The sequence below is a fragment of the Luteolibacter luteus genome, assembly GCF_012913485.1.
Classification (GTDB): domain Bacteria; phylum Verrucomicrobiota; class Verrucomicrobiia; order Verrucomicrobiales; family Akkermansiaceae; genus Haloferula; species Haloferula lutea.
This window is the reverse complement of sequence record NZ_CP051774.1, coordinates 4294562-4315424: the sequence shown is the minus strand read 5'-3', so window position 1 is coordinate 4315424 and position 20863 is coordinate 4294562. Positions and strand designations below refer to the sequence as shown.

The 20863-nt window shown below is 60.5% G+C and carries 19 protein-coding genes; 12 read left to right on the top strand and 7 right to left on the bottom strand.

Going from position 1 to position 20863, the window contains the following annotated elements:
• Positions 1–23 precede the first annotated feature (23 nt).
• Complete coding sequence (locus HHL09_RS17800; protein WP_169455983.1) at positions 24–2189, top strand: NHL repeat-containing protein; 2166 nt, start codon at positions 24–26, stop codon at positions 2187–2189.
• A gap of 4 nt (positions 2190–2193) precedes the next feature.
• Here HHL09_RS17800 and rimK read toward each other — a convergent pair whose 3' ends face one another.
• From rimK to recN, 4 genes are read right to left on the bottom strand one after another with little or no spacing between them, the layout of a single operon-like run.
• Complete coding sequence (gene rimK / locus HHL09_RS17795; RefSeq protein ID WP_169455982.1) at positions 2194–3099, bottom strand: 30S ribosomal protein S6--L-glutamate ligase; 906 nt, start codon at positions 3097–3099, stop codon at positions 2194–2196.
• The gene (locus tag HHL09_RS17790) at positions 3096–3653 is read right to left on the bottom strand and encodes an ATP-dependent zinc protease family protein (protein ID WP_169455981.1); all 558 of its coding nucleotides are present in this window, start codon (positions 3651–3653) and stop codon (positions 3096–3098) included. Before HHL09_RS17790 ends, rimK begins: the two co-directional genes overlap by 4 nt.
• A gap of 59 nt (positions 3654–3712) precedes the next feature.
• Positions 3713–4027 (bottom strand): DUF5808 domain-containing protein, encoded by a 315-nt coding sequence (locus tag HHL09_RS17785; protein WP_169452449.1) that lies wholly within the window; start codon positions 4025–4027, stop codon positions 3713–3715.
• Positions 4028–4067: 40 nt separating this feature from the next.
• The gene (recN, locus tag HHL09_RS17780) at positions 4068–5723 is read right to left on the bottom strand and encodes a DNA repair protein RecN (RefSeq protein ID WP_169455980.1); all 1656 of its coding nucleotides are present in this window, start codon (positions 5721–5723) and stop codon (positions 4068–4070) included.
• A 167-nt stretch (positions 5724–5890) separates the two neighbouring features.
• Between recN and HHL09_RS17775 the strand changes: the two genes are divergently transcribed.
• The 11 genes from HHL09_RS17775 to HHL09_RS17725 all read left to right on the top strand — a co-directional run bounded on the left by HHL09_RS17775 (position 5891) and on the right by HHL09_RS17725 (position 17906).
• Positions 5891–6676, top strand: coding sequence for an MBL fold metallo-hydrolase (locus HHL09_RS17775; protein WP_169455979.1), 786 nt, complete (start codon positions 5891–5893; stop codon positions 6674–6676).
• Between the two features lie 66 nt (positions 6677–6742).
• Positions 6743–8284: a TIGR03790 family protein gene (locus HHL09_RS17770; protein ID WP_169455978.1), complete on the top strand. Its 1542-nt coding sequence runs from the start codon at positions 6743–6745 to the stop codon at positions 8282–8284.
• Positions 8284–9573 carry a DUF2851 family protein gene (locus HHL09_RS17765; protein WP_240963800.1) on the top strand — a complete coding sequence of 430 codons (1290 nt, stop codon included), beginning with the start codon at positions 8284–8286 and terminating at the stop codon, positions 9571–9573. Before HHL09_RS17770 ends, HHL09_RS17765 begins: the two co-directional genes overlap by 1 nt.
• Positions 9574–9689: 116 nt before the next feature.
• Positions 9690–10790 carry a DNA-processing protein DprA gene (dprA, locus tag HHL09_RS17760; RefSeq protein WP_169455976.1) on the top strand — a complete coding sequence of 367 codons (1101 nt, stop codon included), beginning with the start codon at positions 9690–9692 and terminating at the stop codon, positions 10788–10790.
• Between the two features lie 165 nt (positions 10791–10955).
• A complete protein-coding gene (locus tag HHL09_RS17755; protein WP_169455975.1) occupies positions 10956–11453 on the top strand; it encodes a hypothetical protein in 498 nt (165 codons plus the stop codon).
• Positions 11454–11534: 81 nt separating this feature from the next.
• The gene (locus HHL09_RS17750) at positions 11535–12047 is read left to right on the top strand and encodes a hypothetical protein (RefSeq protein WP_169455974.1); all 513 of its coding nucleotides are present in this window, start codon (positions 11535–11537) and stop codon (positions 12045–12047) included.
• A gap of 43 nt (positions 12048–12090) precedes the next feature.
• Entirely contained in the window at positions 12091–12606 is a 516-nt protein-coding gene (locus HHL09_RS17745) for a hypothetical protein (protein ID WP_169455973.1), read from the top strand.
• Positions 12607–12932: 326 nt separating this feature from the next.
• The gene (locus HHL09_RS17740) at positions 12933–13220 is read left to right on the top strand and encodes a hypothetical protein (RefSeq protein WP_169455972.1); all 288 of its coding nucleotides are present in this window, start codon (positions 12933–12935) and stop codon (positions 13218–13220) included.
• A gap of 17 nt (positions 13221–13237) precedes the next feature.
• Positions 13238–13714, top strand: coding sequence for a hypothetical protein (locus tag HHL09_RS17735; RefSeq protein ID WP_169455971.1), 477 nt, complete (start codon positions 13238–13240; stop codon positions 13712–13714).
• Positions 13715–13887: 173 nt separating this feature from the next.
• On the top strand, positions 13888–16416 hold the full coding sequence (topB, locus tag HHL09_RS17730) for a DNA topoisomerase III (RefSeq protein ID WP_169455970.1): 2529 nt from the start codon (positions 13888–13890) through the stop codon (positions 16414–16416).
• An 845-nt stretch (positions 16417–17261) separates the two neighbouring features.
• Complete coding sequence (locus HHL09_RS17725) at positions 17262–17906, top strand: site-2 protease family protein (protein WP_169455969.1); 645 nt, start codon at positions 17262–17264, stop codon at positions 17904–17906.
• Here HHL09_RS17725 and HHL09_RS17720 read toward each other — a convergent pair.
• The 3 genes from HHL09_RS17720 to HHL09_RS17710 are packed head-to-tail and all read right to left on the bottom strand — an operon-like array spanning position 17844 to position 20800.
• Positions 17844–18665, bottom strand: coding sequence for a sulfite exporter TauE/SafE family protein (locus HHL09_RS17720; protein WP_205760875.1), 822 nt, complete (start codon positions 18663–18665; stop codon positions 17844–17846). The genes HHL09_RS17725 and HHL09_RS17720 overlap by 63 nt on opposite strands.
• A 50-nt stretch (positions 18666–18715) precedes the next feature.
• Positions 18716–19837: a M42 family metallopeptidase gene (locus tag HHL09_RS17715; protein ID WP_240963652.1), complete on the bottom strand. Its 1122-nt coding sequence runs from the start codon at positions 19835–19837 to the stop codon at positions 18716–18718.
• 18 nt (positions 19838–19855) lie between these two features.
• The gene (locus HHL09_RS17710) at positions 19856–20800 is read right to left on the bottom strand and encodes an autotransporter domain-containing protein (protein WP_169455968.1); all 945 of its coding nucleotides are present in this window, start codon (positions 20798–20800) and stop codon (positions 19856–19858) included.
• Positions 20801–20863 lie beyond the last annotated feature (63 nt).

Sequence of the window (20863 nt, the reverse complement as noted above, 5' to 3'; positions counted from 1 at the left end):
TCCTGTGGCCGTAAGCGAAGACGATGATCTTCAGGTCCGCCGGTGTTTCGCTCGCCCTTGCCACGGCGCTTCCGGGCGGGGAATTCAACAGCCCTCCCTTGGAGGCGGTCAGCTCATGGATCGGGAACTCCTACGGCGGAGCAAGGAAGTGGATCCAGCAAGACATCGCTGCGCTTACCGTAATGGGAGATGGCACCGTATTCACCAACGTCGAGTGGGATGAAGCCGGCGGGAATGCTGGAGAATATCGCGATGGTGAACTGATCCGCTACGCGATGCATACCCATGGCTGGGGAAACAACGGAGGCACCGTGGTGGCTGCAAACTCCCGCTACCTCTATCTAGGCATGCAGGTCGGCAACGAAGGCGGCGGACTCAAGGACCCCGAATCGTGGCCTCCAAAGGGCAAACAGTGGTTCGGCATCTCGCGACGCCCTCGTGCCGATATCACCAGGGATGCACCCTTCGCCGGAGGAAAAGGAGGCGAGGGCGACACGCTCAAGGACTCATTTCTCGTGGTCGCCGAAGTGTCCGACGATCTAAAAGGGGCCCTGCGCGGTATCTGCGCTGACGAGACGCGTCTCTTCATCGCTGATCCCTATTCTTCCACGCTGAAGGTCTACGACGCCGAAACCATGCAACCCATCGCGGAGTGGCCGACCGGGGAGACAGGTCCTCTTGCTATGGATCAAAAACTCCACCTCTGGATGCTCGTCCGTGCGACCGACGCCAAGCCAGCCCACATGCTCCGCATCGACACCACCAGCGGTTCGCAAAGCCGGATAGAGGGCTTCCCCAACGATCTCCGCCCAATCGCCTTCTGTTTCGATTCCAAGGGACGCCTGTTGGTGGCGGACGACGTTTCCCAACAGATCCGGATCCACGAGGAGAAAGAGGGCCGTCTGATAGAAATCGGCAGCTTCGGCAAACCGGGCGGGATCCTCGCGGAAAAGCCGGGGGCCTTCGGAAACCAGAAGCTCAATCAAGTCAGTGCCATCGGTTGCGACGCGAAGGACAATCTATACGTCGCCCACGACGCCCAGAGTGGTGGAGGAGGAACGGTTCTGGAAAGCTACCAACTTGCCGATGCCACCCTGAACTGGCGGCTCTTCGGCCTGACTTTCGTAGACATGGCCGACCTCGATGGCAATAGCGCCTACACCAAGGAAGAGCGCTTCTCGATGGACTTCAGCAAAGGAACCGGGAAGGAAGCCACCTACTCTGCCTATACCATCAATCGCACCAAGTATCCCCAAGACCCGCGCCTCCACATCTGGTCCGCCGGAGCATGGATGCGCCGCATTGAGGACAAGCCTCTGCTCTTCGTAAACGACATGAATGCGGAGCACCTGCAGGTCTATCGTTTTGCCCCGGAGACTGATGGTGAAATCGCCATTCCTTCCGGTTTCTTTGCAAAGAAAAGGATCGAACCGAAAGACACCTGGCCCGCTTTCCAACCGGGGAAAGGAGCGTGGATCTGGCGGGATCAAGACGGTAATGGAGCCTTCGACCCGGCAGAGTTCGACAAGGGCGACGGCCAAGATCTCCCCGCAGCGCAAGGATGGTGGGTGGATCACAGCGGAGGCATCTGGCTCGCGACCGAGCAGAGCGGCCTTCGCTATTTCCCCTGCCAAGGCCTAGACCCTCGCGGCAACCCGAAATGGGATTTCGCCTCAATGATCCGCTTCCCCCACCCCGCCGAGTTCAAGGAGGTAAAGCGGATCCGCTACGATGTGACAACGGACGCCCTCTATCTCGGCGGCACCACCGCGGAAGATACCAACCAACACTGGAAACCGATGGGTCCGGCGCTGGCCCGCTACGATGGTTGGCTCAATGGCGAGCACCAGCTGACGTGGAAAACAATCCTGCCCTACGCGAAGGGCTCCTCCGGCCATGAATCCTGTGAACCGATGAGCTTCGATGTCGCCGGTGATTTCATCTTTGTCGCTTACACGGGGGCTTCCAAACAGGAGGGCGTGAAAACCGGCCGCGTGGAGATCTTCCGCACCCGCGATGGAAGCGCTGTCGGCCACCTCGAGCCTGGCAGCGAGATTGGGGAAGTCGGCCTCCAGGACATCCGGGAAACCATCACCGCACAACGCCGGGAGAATGGCGAATATATGGTGATGATCGAAGACGACTACAAATCGAAGGTCGTGATGTACCGGATCAAGGAGCTCAAGTAGAGGCTCACTTGTCGGTCGGCTTCGGCGGCTTCGGGCGCTTCACGGCTGCCTTCTCGATGAAATCGATCACCATGTCCGCAACCGGCTTGCCCGAGGATTTCTCGATGCCTTCCAAGCCCGGCGAGGAGTTCACCTCCATCACCACCGGTCCATGGTTCGAGCGCAGGAGATCAACCCCCGCGAAATTGAGCCCCATGATCTTTGCCGCGCGGATCGCCACGGAGCGCTCCTCCGGAGTGATCTTCACCTTTTCCGCCGTGCCGCCCCGATGAAGATTGGAACGGAATTCCCCCTCAGCGGCTTGGCGCTTCATGGAAGCGACCACCTTGCCGTCCACCACGATGCAGCGGATGTCAGCTCCCTTCGCCTCTTTGATGAACTCCTGGACGAGGATGTCAGCGCGCAGGCCCTTGAAAGCCTCGATCACGGACTCGGCCGCCTTGGCAGTTTCCGCGAGCACCACGCCCACGCCCTGCGTGCCTTCCAGCAGCTTGATCACCAGCGGCGCACCGCCGCACATCTTGATCAGCTCGCCGGTAGCATCGGTGGAGTGAGCGAAGCCGGTGATCGGCAGGCCCACCCCTTTCCGGGCCAGAAGCTGCATGCTCCGCAGCTTGTCGCGGGAGCGAGCGATCGCCACCGAATCGTTCACGGTGAAAACCCCCATCATCTCGAACTGCCGCACCACGGCATTGCCGTAAAAGGTGTGGCTGGCTCCGATCCGCGGGATCACCGCATCCGCCGTCAGCTCCTCACCCTCGATGAAAATCTTCGGGTTGTGCGCGGTGATGTTCATGTAGCAGCGCAGGTAATCCACGACACGGACGTCGTGGCCTCGGGCCTCCGCGGCTTTGACGAGAGCGGAGGTGCTGTAGAGGTTCGCATTACGCGAAAGAACGAGAATTTTCATGAGCGGTGACAACCGGGGAAGTGCGCTTCGAGATCGCGCAGCGCTCCCTTCAAATGATTCCCCTGCGGGTCAATCAGAAAATATCCTGAGAGCGCCTGCCGGCCCAAAAGCAGGGGACTTCTCATGTCCTTGCGGTTCGCCAAGGTAAGACGGATTCGCCAGGTAAAACCGCCGGCGAGCATCGCCGCCGTCTCGATCACATAGCGCCGGCGCGAGACCCCCGTGGAGCTTTTCACCTTCGTCGATTTGACGATGGGGGTCTCACAGGTCACCCGGCGCCCGTAATGGTCGCTCGTGACGAAATAGACACGCTGGCCATCCGGCGTCACCTGGATCTCTTCCGCGTGAAGGCTGGAAGTGCGGGCACCGGTATCGGTCTTCGAATTCAGCGGGCCTACACCGAATTCTGGCAAGGCGATCCATTCGCGGCGGCCGAGGACTAACCGGGGCATCCCCACTTGTTTCCACGGCAAGCCCAACTCCCCGGCCACTTGAGCGGAAGGCGCGTCCACCAGCACGGGGGTCGCCTTGAAGCTGCGGGGCTTGCGTTTCATGAAGGGGGAAAGAAGGAGGCAACAGAAGGGCGGACATCCTTCTCAAAGAGCCGAGCGAATCAATCGATATAGCGTCGCTGATTCGCCACCCAAGCCCAACAAATCACCAACGATGCAATCATTCCCAACGCGGCACCCCACTTCGCCGATTCCGACCATTCCGTCGAGGCCACCGCATTCAAGCCCAACCAAAGGGCAGCAATACTTGCCACCAAGAAGGGAATGGCCAGCGGCCTCGCGAAATTCAGGGTCCAGCCAAGGGATCCGATCCGCTTCCTGACCAAGAGCCGGGGATCACGAGGGGCAAAATAGATCACGCCCAAGAACCAGCTCCCGGGAGACCGGTGAATTTCATCCAATTCGCTCAGCTTCATGACGGGATGTTTGGCTAGAGCCCAACTGATACGATTTCTTTCAGGCCTCCGCCAGCAAACTCGCCGCCATCGCCCGAGCCGAATCCCCTCCTCCGCCCAGCATGCGGACGAGTTCGGAAATGCGGCCATCCCCATTCACGGGGAACATCCGCGAGCGCGTGCGACCACCAGCCACCTCCTTTTCCACCACGTAATGGCGGGCTGCCAGCGCGGCGACTTGCGGGAAGTGCGTGATGGCCACCACCTGATGCCGGGAACCAAGCCCCGCCATCTTCTTGCCCACTGCTCGGGCAATTTCACCGCCGACGTTCGCATCGATTTCGTCGAAGACCATCAGCGGTGTGGCGTCCTGCTCCGCCAGTGCGCTCTTCACCGCCAGCATCACGCGGCTGATTTCACCGCTGGAAGCAATTTGCCGCAGTGGCTGCATCGGCTCACCCGGATTTGGCCCGAAGAGGAACTCGATGCCTTCCAAGCCGGAAGCCACCGGCTCCTTGTGCAGCAGCACCTGGACATCGAAGGAAGATTGCTTGAAACCGAGGTCCTTCAGCTGGGAGGCGATCTCCTTCGCCAGCTTCGGTGCAGCTTTCTTGCGCTTGGCGGTGAGTCCATGGCCTGCCTTGTCAGTTTCTTCACGCAGCCGGGCTGCCTCGGCGGAAAGCTGTTCCAGACGTTCGCCGCGGTTCTCCACCGAATCCAGCCGCGCCGCAGCACGATCCCGCTGGGCCAGTACGGCTGCAAGGTCCCCGCCATACTTGCGCTTCAACGTTTCGAAAAGATTCACGCGTTCTTCCAGCCGCGCCGCTTCCGACGGGTCGATGTCCAGATCCTCCGCGTAGTCGGCAAGCGACCGCTCCAGCTCCTGAAGCTCCATCACCGCATTCTCCAGCCCCTGCGTCCGCTCCCGGATGCCGGGATCCAGCTTCTCCAGATCCCTAACAAGCCGCTGCACCTCCACAAGATGCGTCAGCACGCCCGTTTCATCGGAGCCAAGCGCCGCGGAGGCAGCACCTGCCAGCTCAACAAGTCGGGTCGAATTGCTCGCACGTCGATAGCGGTCGGCAATCTCGTCTTCTTCCTCCGGCTTGAGGTTTGCGGCATCGATCTCCGCCACTTGGTGGCGCAGCAAATCCAGCTCCTGTGTGCTCGCCGTCTCCGCCTCGCGCAGATCTTCCAGTTCGGTTTCCTTGTCCCGCCAGGCTCGCCAGGTGGCGCGATAGGCATCCAAAGCGGCATCATTGCCCGCATAGGCATCCAGCATTGAGAGCTGGCGTTCGGTGGAAAGCAACGACTGGTGATCGTGCGGACCGTGCAGATCCACCAGATGCTCGCCGAGACGCTTCAGCAAAGCCAAGGTTACCGGGGAATCATTCACGAATTGGCGGTTCGCGCTCTGTCCAATCACACGGCGCACGATCAGTGAACCATCCTCACAGGCCTCCAGCCCCCCTTCGGCCAGCACGGCATTCACCTCGGCGGCGTCTCGCAATTCGAAGACCGCCTCCACCGTGCAAGCATCCTCCCCGGTCCGGATCAGACCTTTGTCGGCACGCTCGCCGAGCACCAGCTTCAGGGCACCTACAATGACGGACTTGCCCGCGCCCGTCTCCCCCGTCACCCCAACCAAGCCGGGACCAAGTTCCCAGACGAGTTCATCGACCAGAGCCAGATTGCGGATTTTGAGAAGCGTGAGCATGGACGTTGCCGAGGCGCGCGCATGATGCGCGGACCTCGCGGGGAGTCAATCGCGCTGGCGCCACAAAGCTGTTCAGATGCACTATTTCTGTGGTCCCCGGCTCGTCCCTGCCGCGTATTTCCCTTTGCCCCTGCGGTGGCCGGTGCCAGTCTCGCCGCCAAGAATCGATGGCGGCGGATTTTGAACTGACTTTCCTGGGCACGGGAACCTCCGTGGGCGTGCCGGTGATCGGTTGCCCCTGCCGGGTCTGCCACTCGGAAGACCCGCGGAACAAGCGCACCCGTTCATCGATCCACCTGCGCTCCGGTGATCTTTCGATTCTGGTCGATTCCGGGCCGGACCTGCGGGAACAAGCGCTGCGTGAGAATCTCACCAAGGTAGACGCGGTGATCTATACCCACTCCCACGTCGATCACGTGGTGGGCTTCGATGAACTCCGTGCTTTCTGCTGGCACCGCGAGGAACCGTTGCCCTTGCACGCAACCGCCGAGTGCATGGCCACGATCAAGAACATGTTTGGCTGGGCCTTCTCGGAGGAGAACATCTATCGCGGCTACATCAAACCCGCACCGAAGATCATCGAGGGCCCCTTCACGCTCGGCCACCTGGAGATCACTCCCCTGCCAGTGGTGCACGCAAAAGCAGACACGAACGGCTTTCTCTTCCAATCTTCCGGCCATCCCTCGATCGCCTATATTCCCGATGTGAAACGGGTGCCGGAGGAAACCATGCCGCTGCTCCGCCAGGCGGACATCCTGATCATCGACGCTCTCAGGACAGCGCCGCACCCCACCCACATGTCGACGGACGAGGCCCTTGAGGTGATTGCCAAGGCCGGGGTGAAGCGCGGCTATCTCACCCACCTGAGCCATGAGAGTGACCACCACGAGCTCTCGGCGATCCTCCCGGATGGCGTGCAGGTCGCCTATGACGGATTGAAGATCCGAGGGTAAGACAAGAGGGGAGATTTCGCATTCTCCCCGGCTTGCCTCGGGCGGTGCTCCAGTCATTGTTTGCGGGTGATCCGGATTCTCGGTTTTCTGTTATCTTTCACTCTGGCGCTGAAGGCAGCGCCGGCACCGCTCGACGTCGAGTCGGTGGCAATCCTCTATAACTCCTCTTCGAGGGATTCCAAATCTCTCGCCGAGTACTACGCCGGGATCAGGAAGATCCCTGAAGAGAATCTCATCGGCCTGCCCCTGCCGGATGCCGAGGAGATGTCCCGCGCGGATTTCGAGAAGTTGTTGAAGGCCCCCTTGGTCAAGGAATACGACCTCCGGAAATGGTGGACCCGCTCGAAAAGCGCGGAGGGGCAGGTCGTGCCCCTGAACTCAAAAATCCGCGTGCTGGTCTGCATGCGGGGCGTCCCTAGCAGGGTCGCCGCGGATCCCACCCTGCCGATGCCGAAGCCGGAAGATCAGGCAGCCTACCTGCAGGCAAACCAGGCAGCGGTGGATTCCGAACTCGCCCTGCTTGGCATGGAAGGCCTTCCCATCAAGGGAGCACTAAACAACCCTTATTACAAGGTCGAGAAAAGCATCGCCGAAACAGGCCTGCCGATGACCCTGGTAGGGCGCATCGATTCCCCTTCGCTTGCAACTTGCGAGCGCATGATCCGGGACGCGGTTGAGACCGAGAAAACCGGCCTCTGGGGAATGGCGGTGATTGATTTCTCGAAGAAATTCGCGGAGTCGCCGGAAGGAGATCCCGCCCTGGAAAACATCGTGCGCTACCATCGCGAGGCAGGGATCCCCACGATGGCCGATCGCTTTCCGGAGACGCTGCCCCTGAACTATCCGCTGCGAGATACCGCTATCTATTTCGGCTGGTACGATTGGAATGTTAGCGGACCATTCCTGAACACGACTTTCAAATTCAAGAAGGGAGCCGTGGCGGCGCATTTGCATTCCTTCAGCGCGGCTCAATTGCGCGATCCCGCGAAAAACTGGGTCGCCCCCCTGCTGACGCGTGGAGCAGCGGCGACCCTCGGGAATGTCTACGAACCATTTCTCCAGATGACGCACCACTTCGATATCTTCGAAGCGCGCCTGATGGCGGGATACTCGCTGGTAGAGGCGGCCTATATGGCGCTGCCCGTGCTTTCCTGGCAGAACATCGTGGTAGGTGATCCGCTCTACCGGCCGTTCCTGCATCTGGATGGATCGGGAGAACTCGCTGAAGAAGACCGCGCCTACCGCGCCATCCGCATCGCAAAAATGCGTTGGAAAGATGACCCTGCGAAGTATGAGGAAATGCTGCGCACCGGGGCCACCAGCTTGAAGAGCGGCCCGATGATGGAGGCGGTGGGGCTGATGAATGTGGAGCAGCACAAGACAGGAGTCGCCGCCATGGATTTCCAGAAAGCGAAGCTCTTCTACACCTCCAAGCCGGACCGCCTGCGACTGGACATGCACATCGCCGCCATGGATCGCGCCGCGGGCCGGAATGCAGCCGCCGTGAAGCTCCTGCGTGGTGCCCAAACGCTGAACCTCGACATTCCGGAAGTGTCCGCTCCCGCTACCTGGCTGAATATCCTCGAGCCACCCGCTCCCAAGAAGTGATGCACTACCGCGGTCTCCTCAGCGCTGCATGGGATGGGCCCGTCACCGTGGCCGAGTCGCCGCACCCGCCCTTGCCAGCGGAACTGGAGCTCCAGGCATTATGGTTCTCCGGTGCCTTCGGGAGGGATTTCCAGGATGACTCCGGAGCTACGGTACGCATCGTACAATTCGGTGAATGGAACCGTTCCGCCGGACCTGACTTCCTGCATGCAGCAGCTGAAATCGGCGCGGTACTGAAGGAAGGCCCCGTCGAACTCGACCTGCGGCCTTCCGATTGGGAGGCACACGGCCACGGAGCCGACCCTGCCTTCGAGGAAACCATTTTGCACGTGGTCTTTGGCAGCAGTGGCGCGGAAAGCTTTACGCGCACGGCAGGACACCGCCGGGTGAGCCGGGTAACGATTTCCCGGCAGCAGATCGAAGAAGCCTTGCTCCGCCCGAGACGTGAAACCGCCATCGCCCGTCCGGGCCGCTGCGTGCGGCCGCTCGGAGACATGCCAGCCATCGCAGTCGCCTCGCTCCTGAGGGAAGCCGCGACCCATCGGGCGGCCCTGAAAGCTGCGCGCTTCCTGCGCACGGCGGATGCCCATGGCCGCGATGCCGCACTCTATCAGGCAGTCGCAGAGACCTTGGGGTATCGCGCCAATGCCCTGCCAATGCGCCTGCTTGCCCAACGCATGCCGGTCGCCGCCTTGCGTGAATCGAATGGCCAAACCGAAGCGTTGTTATTTGGCGCCGCAGGCTTCCTCTCGCCTGACCTTCACGAAAAAGCACCGGCCGACACACGCGAGCACTTGCGCGCTCTTTGGGATACCTGGTGGAAAGCCCGTGGACGATGGGAGTCGTCTCACGCCATCCCGTGGAAAGCAGGCGGACAGCGCCCGGCCAATCATCCGCACCGCCGAGTCGCCGCGCTTGCCGCGTTGGCGAAGGATTGGCCGAAGTTCCGCAAGCTCGCCTTCTCCCGCCCCTTGGATGTGAAAGGCCTCATTAGCTACCTCTCAAAGCTCGATGATCCCTTCTGGACGAAGCGCCATACGCTTTCCTCCACGACCACGGCTCGCCCCGTGGCCCTTTTCGGCAAGGCCCGTGCCATCGAGCTGCTAGCGAATCATCTCTTTCCCCTCGCCCTGCATGAGGATGAGCCTTTCGAGAACTACCTGAAGCTCCCGGCAGGCGCGATCAATGAACACGTGTTGCGTTGCGCGATCCGGCTCTTCGGCAGCGAGGAAGCCGCGGCGACATGGCTGAAGAAGGCGGCACATCATCAGGCCATGATCCAGATTTAACGGGACTTCTGCCTGGAAGACGCCAGCGACTGCGCGGAATGCCCCTTCCCCGAGCAGCTCTCGCAATGGAGAAAGAGCGAGTGACTTTTTGTTAGGTATCCGCCATCGATTTCCCCATGTCCCCGCTCGAAGCCATCGTCGCCCTGAACCTGCTGCCGAAGATCGGCCCGGTAAGGGTGCGGCGTTTGCTGGAGCATTTCGGGAGTCCCGAGAGTATCCTCGCGGCATCAAAGGACCAACTGCTCCGCATCAATGGCATCGGCGAGGATACGGCGGCAATCTTGGCAAAGTGGCAAGACCACGCGGACCCCGTGGCGGAACTACAGGAAGTGAAGGAACGCGGCTTATCGATCGTCACACCCGGCGACTCGTCCTTTCCCCCTGCCCTCCGCGAAGCATACGATGCCCCGCTCCTCCTCTACGTATGGGGCAAGCTGGAAGAGCGGGACCGCCACGCCATCGGGGTGGTCGGCACACGACGCTTCACGATGTACGGGAGACAAGCGACGAAGAAGCTCTCCTTCCAGCTCGCCCATGCAGGCTTCACGATCATCTCCGGCCTCGCCCGTGGCATCGACACCATCGCGCATGAAGCCGCTCTCGCCGCAAACGGTCGCACCGTGGCCGTCCTGGGCTCGGGGCTCGCAAAACTTTTTCCCGCCGAAAATCTCCCGCTCGCCGAGAAGATCGCGGACGGACACGGTGCCGTGATCAGTGAATTTCCCCTGCATACCCCGCCGGACAAACAGACTTTTCCGCAGCGAAACCGAATCGTCGCCGCTTGGTCGCGTGCCTTGCTGGTCACCGAATGCGCGCAACGCTCCGGATCGCTTATCACCGCAAATCTCGCGAGCGAATACGGCCGCCCGGTCTTCGCGGTGCCCGGGCCAATCGATCAGGATTCTTCCGCCGGCTGTAACCAACTCATCCGCGATGGAGCGACGCTGGTGATGGATGGAGGAAATATCATCGATGACCTTGGCGAGCTCCCTTTCGCGCGCTCTGCCGCTGCGTCCGGGGAAGAAGCCGCAGCCCTGCCCGAACTCCCTGAGGAAGAGGCCCGGGTCTTCACTGCCCTTGGCGAAGGAGAGTCCGGTGTCGATCGGCTGATCGACTCCACCGGCCTTCCTGCCCCGGTGGTCACAGCCACCTTGATGAAACTGGAGATGCGGAAGTTGGTCCGTGCGCTGCCAGGCTTCCGCTACGTGAAACGCTGAGTCCACATCATGGGGCAGCTTCTCTTCACCCTTTTCCTGGATACCGGAGGAACTCTTCGTTTACCTCATCGCCGTCCCCTCTCTCGCCCAAGCAGGGAACATGAAATGCTGCGAGCCTTCACGAGCAACACTTTCACCGGGGAGACCGCAGGCTGATCGGCGGATATGAACGACAGGCTCCGGAGCTTCTTGTTCAATGGGTGTCTCGGCGTCCCCGGCTCACTGCTCCAGATTGTCGCTTGGTTTTTCCTGATCTCCGCCATGGGAGAAGTATCCTCGAGAGGATCGGCGCTCGACCTTCTTGCAGCTCTAGCCGTGCCCGTGGTGTTGGCTGCGTTCCTTATCGGTCGATTGATGGTGCTGGCCCGCGATCTCCTGACGGGTGCCCTTAGGGTTCCCCAAAACAAAAAGGATTGGATTCTGAGCCTGATCAATCCGATCGCCGTTTGGATCTTTCTGGCAGGAATTATCTCACAGGTCGTCGTGCTCTGTTCGTCTTTCGCAAAGGACAACCACGCCGCTTCCGTCCGGAGCGGGGCGACCTTGCTGGCCTTCATGGCCGCTTCGATCGCGGTCCAGATCTCCGACGATCGCTTGCAGAAAAGAATACGTCAGGAATGGAAGGAGCAGTGGACCGGGAGACCGGACAAGGAAGGATCGTAGTTCTTCCGCAATGAGGAACATACTGTTAAGCCTCCATCACCGACTGCCTTTCTTTTCGTCCCCGCAAACCAGCCCGCATCCATGCCCTCTTTCGTCCGTTTCGTCGCCGGCTTTTTCTTGGTCTTCCCGGGAGCAGCAATGTGGTTTTTCGGGGCGATCTTGCTGCTTTCCTACTCCGCGGCGATTCCTGCGCTGATTTTCAATGGCACTCCGCCGGATGCCCTTATCATCCAAGTCTCATTTATGGGCGTCGCTATCGCCCTCATCGCTTTCGGCCATTCCATGATCGCGGCGTTCGACTTGCTGACGTCCGGACGCCGATACCAATTGCCTGGCAAGCACATCCTCCCCTGCATTGGGATGGAGTTGCTGCTACAGATTCTGGGGGTCACCTCTTTCGGGATCTCGATTTCCGCGCTCCTGACCTTCTGGGATTTGGGAACGATCTCTCCGTGGGCGCCTACATTACTGTTCCTCGCCGGATTTGCGGGATGCGTGGTGGCGATCTGGATCCACCGGTATTCCCTCGGCCTCCGGGCTCGCTGGAAAGCAGCACACGTGTCCACTCAATCGGTGGAATTACCGGCGGAATGAGCAGACTTTACCGGCGGGCTTCCTTGCTGGCATCTTGCCATCGATGCCTCCTCCCGCCATTCGCCTGATCGCCACGATTTTTATCGGGCTGCCCGGCCTCGCGCTTTGGCTTGGCGGGCTGATTACGATCGGCCTGATGGCGGCAGCGCTCGCTTCCGCCGCCTCCTCTCAGTGGCAGGAAGCTGCGCTGATCTCGATTGGCGGTGTTCTCGCTACCGCTCTTGGCTCCGGGATGCTCATTGGCTGCAGGCTCTTCATTCATGGAAACCGGCATCACCTGCCGGTTTCTCGTCTCGTGATCATCAATGCGGTGGCTCTCGCCGGTCAGATCGCGGGAGTAATCGCCATATCCTGCTTGATCCCGGGAGGCTACCAGCTCCTTGCTCAGGAAGGAAAAGGGGCGCTGCTCCCGCTCGGCGTGAGTTCGGTTTCCATCCCGCTCTCTTTCCTTCTCCATCGGCTCGGCTTCGATCTCCGGCTGAAGTGGGAGCGCGAGCACAGTGCGACCCTGCGCGCGTGGAAAGAGGCCCGACGCTCCACGGCACCGTCGCAAGTGTAACTTACGCATCTTCCACCAGGCAAGGCGACGGAGCCTCCCCAAGGCCGCGCGGCGGCCACTGCCGACAAGATTTTCCGCACTTCTTCATCTTCTCTCCTCGATCCGGAGATAGCCTCTGAAGGATACCCTCTCTCCTTACAGTCCTGACCCGGCTCTTCCTCGGGATCCCGGGCTCGCTCCTGTGGATCGCGGGCGGAATTGGCAGCGCCTTCTTCGGATTCACCGCCTTTCTGAAGGTAAGCCCCCCAACGTTCCCGGAATTGCGAAATCTCGGGTTGGCGGTCGTCTCGGTCTGCGTTGGATACCTGATGGTGGCGGCAGATGAGATGATTTCCCCTTTAAACCGCCGCCGGGTCGTCGGCGACCATCTCCCGGAATTGATCGGCATGGAACTGGGTCTCCAATTGGCCGCCATCCTCTCCCTCTGCCTCACCGTGGGCTGGGTCGGAAGAATCGGAGCCGGGGATGCGGCAACCATTGCTGCGTTTTCCATCGCTTCGATCCTCGCGATTCTGGGAATGACCCGGCTCTACCAACGCCTCAAAGATTGCATCGAGCGATGGGAAAAGGAGTACGAGGCTCTTGAAGCCACAGAGACACACCTTCCCGATTAGGTCGCCCTCGCTCCGCCATGCCGCCCTTCATTCGCCACCTTGCAGGTCTATTCATCGGGGTGCCGGGAGCAATCCTGTGGGCGGGAGGCTGGATCGCGGTGGCCATTCAGGGAGCCCAGCTTGGCGCGGAAGGTCGAATCGAGGCGAACTGGCTCATTTCAGGCTCGATCGCCTTGGTTGCTGCCTTGCTGGGATTCGCGATGATTGTCGCCTTCGATCTGCTGATCACCGGGACCCGTTACCGCATCGCTACCCGCCACTTGGCACCCTGCCTGGGCTTGGAACTCGGGGTTCAGGGTCTTTTCGCCCTCTCCCTGTCGTTTGTCTGGGGCGGCATCATCAAGGCATTCAGCCAGGGAAGTGGATGGGCCTTTCTACTGGAAGTCTTGTTTATCATCAGCGCCGTAGCAACCACCCACCTCTTTAACTTTCTCAAGGTGAAACGCTTCAAATGGGAACTGGAAGCTCTGGCCGATGAAAGAATGATGGATTGACCGACCCCTTTTTCGCCGGATTTTTTCTTTCGGGACCAAGCCACAAAAACCGCCACTTTTCGCCCCCCTGAAAAAACATCCCCTACGGGGATCGCTGATTCCTTCCCGGAATCCCCTTGCCAAGCCGCCGCCTCGCCGTCTAGTCCCTCGGCCCGGAGCCAGCCGACCAACCCATGGGAAAGACCCTTATCATCGCCGAGAAACCTAGCGTCATGACCGACCTCAGCCGGGCATTGGCGAAAACTTTCGGCAAATTCGAAAAAGAAGGGAAAGCCCGCGACACATGGTTTGAGAACGAAGAGGCGATTATTACCTCTGCCGTCGGCCACCTCGTGGAGCTCCGCATGCCCACCGGCCCGAACGGGAAAAAACTCCCGTGGAATTTCGACGTGCTGCCCGCAATCCCTCAACAATTCGACCTCGACCCGATCCCGGACTCCGAGCCGAGATTGAAACAGGTCCTGAAGCTGGCCAAGCGCAAGGACGTCGACCTGATCGTCAATGCCTGCGACGCCGGCCGCGAAGGCGAACTGATTTTCCGCTACATCATGGACATCGGCGGCGTCAGCAAGCCGGTGAAGCGCCTGTGGATGCAGTCCATGACCAATCAGGCCATCCAGGATGCCTGGGAGCGCCTCCGGTCCGACGAGGAAATGCGCCCGCTGGCCGATGCTGCCAAGTGCCGCTCCGAGTCCGACTGGCTGGTCGGCCTGAATGCCACCCGCGCCCTGACCTGCTTCCGCTCCCGCCACGGGGGCTTCAATATCACTGCCGCGGGCCGGGTGCAGACTCCGACGCTGGCGATCCTCGCCCAGCGGGAAGCGGAAATCCAAGCCTTCGTCCCCAGCCCCTATTATGAAGTGCACGCCACCTTCGACGTCGCTGCCGGTGACTACGCCGGTCGCTGGATCGACGAGGCGTGGAAGAAGGACGACAATCCCCACGGTCGCCAGGAGCGCATCTGGGATCTCGAAAAAGCAGACGCCATCAAGGCCCGTTGCGAAGGGAAACAAGGTGCCGTTTCCGAGGAAAAGAAGGCCCAGTCCCAAATCGTCCCGCAGCTTTACGACCTCACCACGCTCCAGCGTGAGGCCCCCTTCTCCGCCAAGGGCACGCTCCAGCTCGCCCAAGCGCTGTATGAGAAGCACAAGATGATCACCTATCCCCGTACCGACTCCCGCTACCTGCCGGAGGACTACGGGGACACCGTCCGCGAGACCCTGCGGGATATCGCGAGCTCCGACCTGCCCGTGGCGCAATACGCCCGTGCCGTGCTGGAAGGAAAGGCCGAGAACGGCCCGCGCTTCTTCAAATCCAAGCGTGTTTTCGATTCCTCGAAGGTCTCCGATCACTTCGCGATCATCCCCACCGGCAAGATCGCCAAGCTCAGTGAGGCTGAAGAGAAGCTTTACGATATGATCGTGAAGCGCTTCATCGCCGTCTTCTTCCCGAATGCGGAATATGAGCAGACGACCCGCCTGACCCGTATCACCAGCCCGGACGCCGTGGATACCTTCCGCACCGATGGCCGCGTGCTGGTGAAGCCCGGCTGGCTCGAAGTCTACGGTCGCCGCCCCGGCGTTGCCTCCGGCAAGGACGAGCTCACCGCTGTCGCCGATGGCGAAAAGGCGGACACCAGGGAAATCGAGGTGCGCCATGAGCAAACCAAGCCCCCGGCACGCTTCTCCGAATCTACCCTGCTTTCCGCCATGGAAGGCGCGGGCAAGCTCGTCGATGATGAAGCCCTGCGCGAAGCCATGTCCGAGCGTGGACTCGGGACACCCGCTACCCGCGCCGCGATCATCGAAGGCCTGCTCGCCCAGAAATACATCGTCCGCGATGGCCGTGAACTGCACGTCACTCCGAATGGCATGCGTTTGATCCACATCCTGAAGGAGATGCAGATCGTCGGCCTGACCTCTCCCGGCATGACCGGCGAGTGGGAGTTCAAACTCCGCCAGATGGAGCACGGCCAGCTGCAGCGCGCCGCCTTCATGAAAGAGATCGAGGACTACACGCGCGACATCGTCGTCCGCGCCAAGAGCCTCGCCGCTGAAATCAAGAACCGCGCCTTCCCCGATCTTCAAGCCACCTGCCCGAAATGCGGCGCGAAGGGCCTGAAGCAGACGGACGACACCTACGAGTGCCGGACCGTGGATTGCGGCTTCAAGATGAAGAAGTACATCGCCGGCCGCCTCATTGCCGAACTAGAGGCCGCAGAACTCTTCAGCAAGCGCTTCGTCGGCCCGCTGGAAGGCTTCAAGTCGAAGTTCAACAAGCCTTTCGACGCCGGCCTCGAACTCGATGACAAGTTCAAGGTGAACTTCGTCTTCGAGGGCAAGGAAGACAAGATCGTGGACCTCACCGAGGACATGGTGCTTGGCAATGCGACACTGGCCGATGGCCGCAGCGTAAAAGTTTACGGAACGGAAAAGGCCTTCATCGTCCCGGACATGAAGACCAAGAACGATCCCGAAGGCCTGCGCTTGGGACGTTCGATCCTGAAACAGGAGATCCCCGTGGATCAGGCATTCAAGCTTCTGGCGTCCGGAAAGACGGATCTCATCAAGGGCTTCGTCTCGAACAAGACCAAGCGCCCCTTTGACGCCCACCTGACGCTCGACCTTGCCACCGGCAAGATCGGCTTCGAATTCCCCGAACGCGCCCCGAAGGCGAAGAAGGGTGCCGCGGAGCAGAAGTAGTCCCAAAGAAGGCTCTCGCACTTCGCGCGCGAAGCTTGGGGCTGGACGCTGGAGTCTGTGAGCAGCGGAACCGCTTCGCTCGGAGAAGGGGCGTAGCGGCGTCAGAAAGCGTCTCTCCTTGAGCCTTCGGGAGATGCGTGGCGAGAGCCCTTCCCTGTGGGATAGAGGCTCAAAACGCTGTGGTTTCCGGGGGGCCGTAGTGCCCCTTCGCCTCTGCTTCCGCTTCAATCGACTTCGTATCGCCGATTTTGGCCGTCATAGATGACAACTTAGATGAACACAAAGCCGATTTTTGCGCATTTTCCAAGTTAGTTGGTATTTAATTTTTCTTAACGACTTGAAAAAATTCCATTGTCCCTCAATGAGTTGTTAGATTGACGATCATGGAAATCGAGACTGTCGGAAAATGGCAATCATATAGGAAATCGCTCATTTTCTTCTCAAGAAAAGTCTTGCCAGATAAAGCAAACAGCCGTTGACTCCGCCCGTCCCGCAAGGGACCAAGCCACGAGCGGTTCGACCACCCCCCGTAAGACCGCAAAGGGCTACATCGACCAACTGAAGGAACGCCCCCCGATCCCGAAGAAGGTCATCGAGACACCGGCAGCCGAGAGAATCCCCCCGATCAAAGCTGCCACTTTTCCCCCAGAGTTCGTGTGTCAGTGTGTGTGTGTCAGCCGTCCGGCGGGTCAACTCCCCGATCCGCCGGGCGGACTGCTCGACAAAGAAGAAGCCGCCTCCAAAAAGGGCGGCCTTTTTGTTTCCCGCCATCGCCGGCCCATTGGGATCATTGGGCAATTTTCCACTATCCTTGCAGCGTTTCTCCAACTGACCTACTTCCAGACATGGTTCGTTTTACATTGTTCGGGATTCCAGTGGAGATCCAGCCGTGGTTCTGGATCACCCTTGCGATCCTTGGAGCACCTCGTGGCGGGGATGGAGCCACGCAGGAAGGGATTCTGGTGATGTTCCTCTTCGTTCTGGCAGGTTTCATTTCCATTCTGGTTCACGAACTGGGCCACGCACTCACCGGCCGGAAATTCGGAGCACAGACCGCCATTACTCTCCATGCCTTCGGTGGCTACGCCATCTTCCCGGCCGCCCGCTTCTCGCGCTGGCAAGATTTCCTCGTCACGGCGGCAGGACCAGCCGTCCAGATCGTCCTCGGGGTGATCTTCTTCTTCATCTACATGAAGACCCGCGGGACGATTTCCCCCTTCGCCGCTCACTTCCTCGGGGATCTCGCTGGCATCTCGATCTTCTGGGCAGTGCTCAACTTGATTCCGGTCATTCCTTTGGACGGTGGCCGCTTGCTGGTTTCGATCCTCGGCCCGTCCCGGATCGAGCTGAGCCTCAAGGTCAGCATGGGCGTGGCCATTGCCGGGGCGGTGGCCTTGTTTGCCTCGGGGAAAGGCCCCTTTTTCGCGCTATTCCTCGCCTTGTTCGCTTTCCAGAACTGGCAGGAGTTGAATCACCGCCGCCGGTCGTGAGCGATGCTGGTCGGGCGTAAAGAACAGGAGACGCCCCGCGGCAAGGACAGCAAAGCTGATCACCATCCACTCGAAAACCCGTTGGGAGACCCGCTGGATCAGCCATTTCCCGATGAGGATCCCGGCTACCACGCCGGGCACACACTTGGCGTTGTCCATCAGCGTCACCGGAGTGATCAGGTTGAGGCTTCCGCTGAGCGGTAGCTTCATGATGTTCACCAGCAGGAAAAAGCGCGCTCCGATTCCGAGTAGTTCCATCTTCGGAAGCCGGCGGGACAGCAGGTAGAGCTGGATCACCGGTCCCGCGGCATTGGCCAGCATGGTGGTGATGCCCCCGGCCACGCCGGCAGCCGAGCCAAAGGAACGGGAATGCGCGAGCCGATCCGAAAGCGCAGGCTTCCAGATCCGCAGAGCCTGCAAGAGGACCATCCCCAAGATGCAGCCACCGATCACTCTGCGGGCGGTGGGCTCCGAGGTAATCACCCCTAGCAGCCACCAGCCTATGGCGAGGCCTGCCACCGTGGCAGGCAGCAGACTCCAGACCGGCTTCCAGCTCCCATACTTTTTGAAAGCCGGATAGACCGCCACATCGGCGAAAATCAGCAGCGGCAGCACGATACCCGTGGAAGGCACCACGCCGTAAAGCTCCGCCATGATGAAGACCGAGATCAGCGAAATCCCGCTGAAGCCCGCCTTCGACATCCCGATGCAGAACGCCGCAAGTAGCGCGAGGAGTAGTTCACCGGGGCCGGAAAGCACCCCCGAGGCCTAGGGAGCCGCCGCCCCGATGACAAGACAAGGAACGCACCTCAGAGGAAGCTCGTCAGCCCCTTCACCGTGCTATCGTCCAAGCGACGGACCAGAGCCGAGGTGAGCGCCACCAGGTGCAGGTAGTCGTTCAGGTCGATGATCGCATTGTGGGAATGAATATAGCGCGCTGGCACGCCCAGCACCACGCAGGGGACCCCATTCTGGGAAAGATGGAAGGACCCGGCATCCGTCCCACCGCTCCGGCGCACGGTCACCTGATGCGGGATACCCTCGTCCTTCGCGGTCCGGATCGCCAGATCGGCGAGGCGCGGATTCATGATCGCGGAGGGATCGAAAAGACGGATCTGCACGCCACCACCCAGACGCCCTTGGCTTTCCGCTCGGGAAAAGCCGGGTGTATCGTCTGCGGGTGGACCCTCGAGAATGATCGCCACGTCCGGCTTGGCATGAACGGCCGCGGTCTTCGCCCCCCGCAGGCCTACTTCTTCCTGCACCGTGCCGGCCAGGATGATTTTGTTAGGTCGGGCTCCGGCCGAAAGCATCTTCCCCGCTTGGATGGTCCCCGCCATACCCACGCGGTTGTCGAAGGCCTTCGCCATGTACCAATCCTCACGCTGCAGCGGGGTGAAGGGCGACCACGGGGCAACAGGATCTCCGAGCGAAATGCCGAATTCTTGTTCGACCTCCAGCCGTGAGGTGGCACCGACATCAATGAACATCTGATCGATCGTCATCACCTGCCGGCGCTGGGCCTCCGGCAGGAAATGCGGCGGGCGCGAAGCCACAACCCCGATGATCTTCTCACCCGCGCGCGTGCGGATCTCGACACGCTGGGAAAGAAGGCTGTGCTCCCACCACCCGCCTACCGGCAGGAATTGGATGAAGCCGTCCGGCGTGATGTTTTGCACCAAAAAGCCGACCTCATCCATGTGACCGGCCACCAGGACACGGGGTCCCTCCCCTTGCAGCTCGCAGAACACGCTGCCCGTGCGATCCGCCGAAAGCTCCCCGCAGTCTTCGAGTTCGTCGACGAAGATCGCGCGGACCTCATCTTCGTGTCCGGGCACCGAGTGGGCCTCCGTCAATTCCTGCAGCAGGGAAATCGCCTTCTCTTTCACACCGGCGACGCTATCGACACCCGGCCCGGAGGCAATGACCAAGCGCTGGGAACAGGCGACCTAAAAGCTCCAGACAAGATCCACGGTGAAGCGATCCTTCATGATCCCGTCTTCCTCACTGGTAAGCGGAACCTCATAGGCGAAACCCAGATCCACGCTGTCACTCACGCGCGAGCGGAAGCCGACCGCGGCAGTGACAAAGTCCCGGTTCTGCGAGGCATTGGATGCACCGAAGTTCAGGAGATCAGCACCTTCGAAGGCCGCAACCACCGGAACCGCCCCGCCTGCTTGGCTGAAGAAATTGGAGCGCCCATTTCCCGCTTCCAAAACGTGGTGCCAGTTTACCTCGACCAGCGGTATGAACCATCGCGAGACTTCATAGCTGGCGTGGGCACTGACAAATGAGGTCGTCGCCATTTGGCCATCGAAAGGCAGATGAAGCCCGGCAGCCCCCGCCACTTGGAAATCATCCCAGAGCTTTAGCCCGGAAACGATCACGTTTGCCGCACCATCGCCTTCCCCTTGGAAGACATCATGATTTCCCGTCGGGAACTCGAAGGTCACGGTCCCGCTTAAAGCCGTGGAAGTGGCAGGATCATAGATGAAGGCGTATTTGAGACCCGCTCCGAGGTTGGCGAAGCCGGACTCATCCGACCACAGCGGCTGCGTATCTGGATTGATGTCGACGTAGCCGTCCTTCGTCGCGACCAGCGAGAGCCGCTCGTTGAAGGCGATCTCGAACTGCAATGCATAGACCTGAACGTCACCTCCCATTGGCAGCTGCCCCAAGGTGGTGTTCACAGCATCGGGTAGCCGCTGGTACATCACGATCGGGTGAATGTTGGTCGTGGGGAGAGCCAGATCAAAGAGCGTCGGATTGCTGATCGGGCGACGGGCATTTTCAAAACCGCCGGAAGTCATCGGCGCGGCCTCAGGAGCGGTGATGATCGTGCCTGCGAGAGAGGCTTGGCAAAAGGAAAGGACAAGGATTGGGGCGAGTTTCATGAGGAAATCCGGTAATTCGGAACAAAGCCATGCTGCACCGGCCACGCCCGTTCATCTAACCAC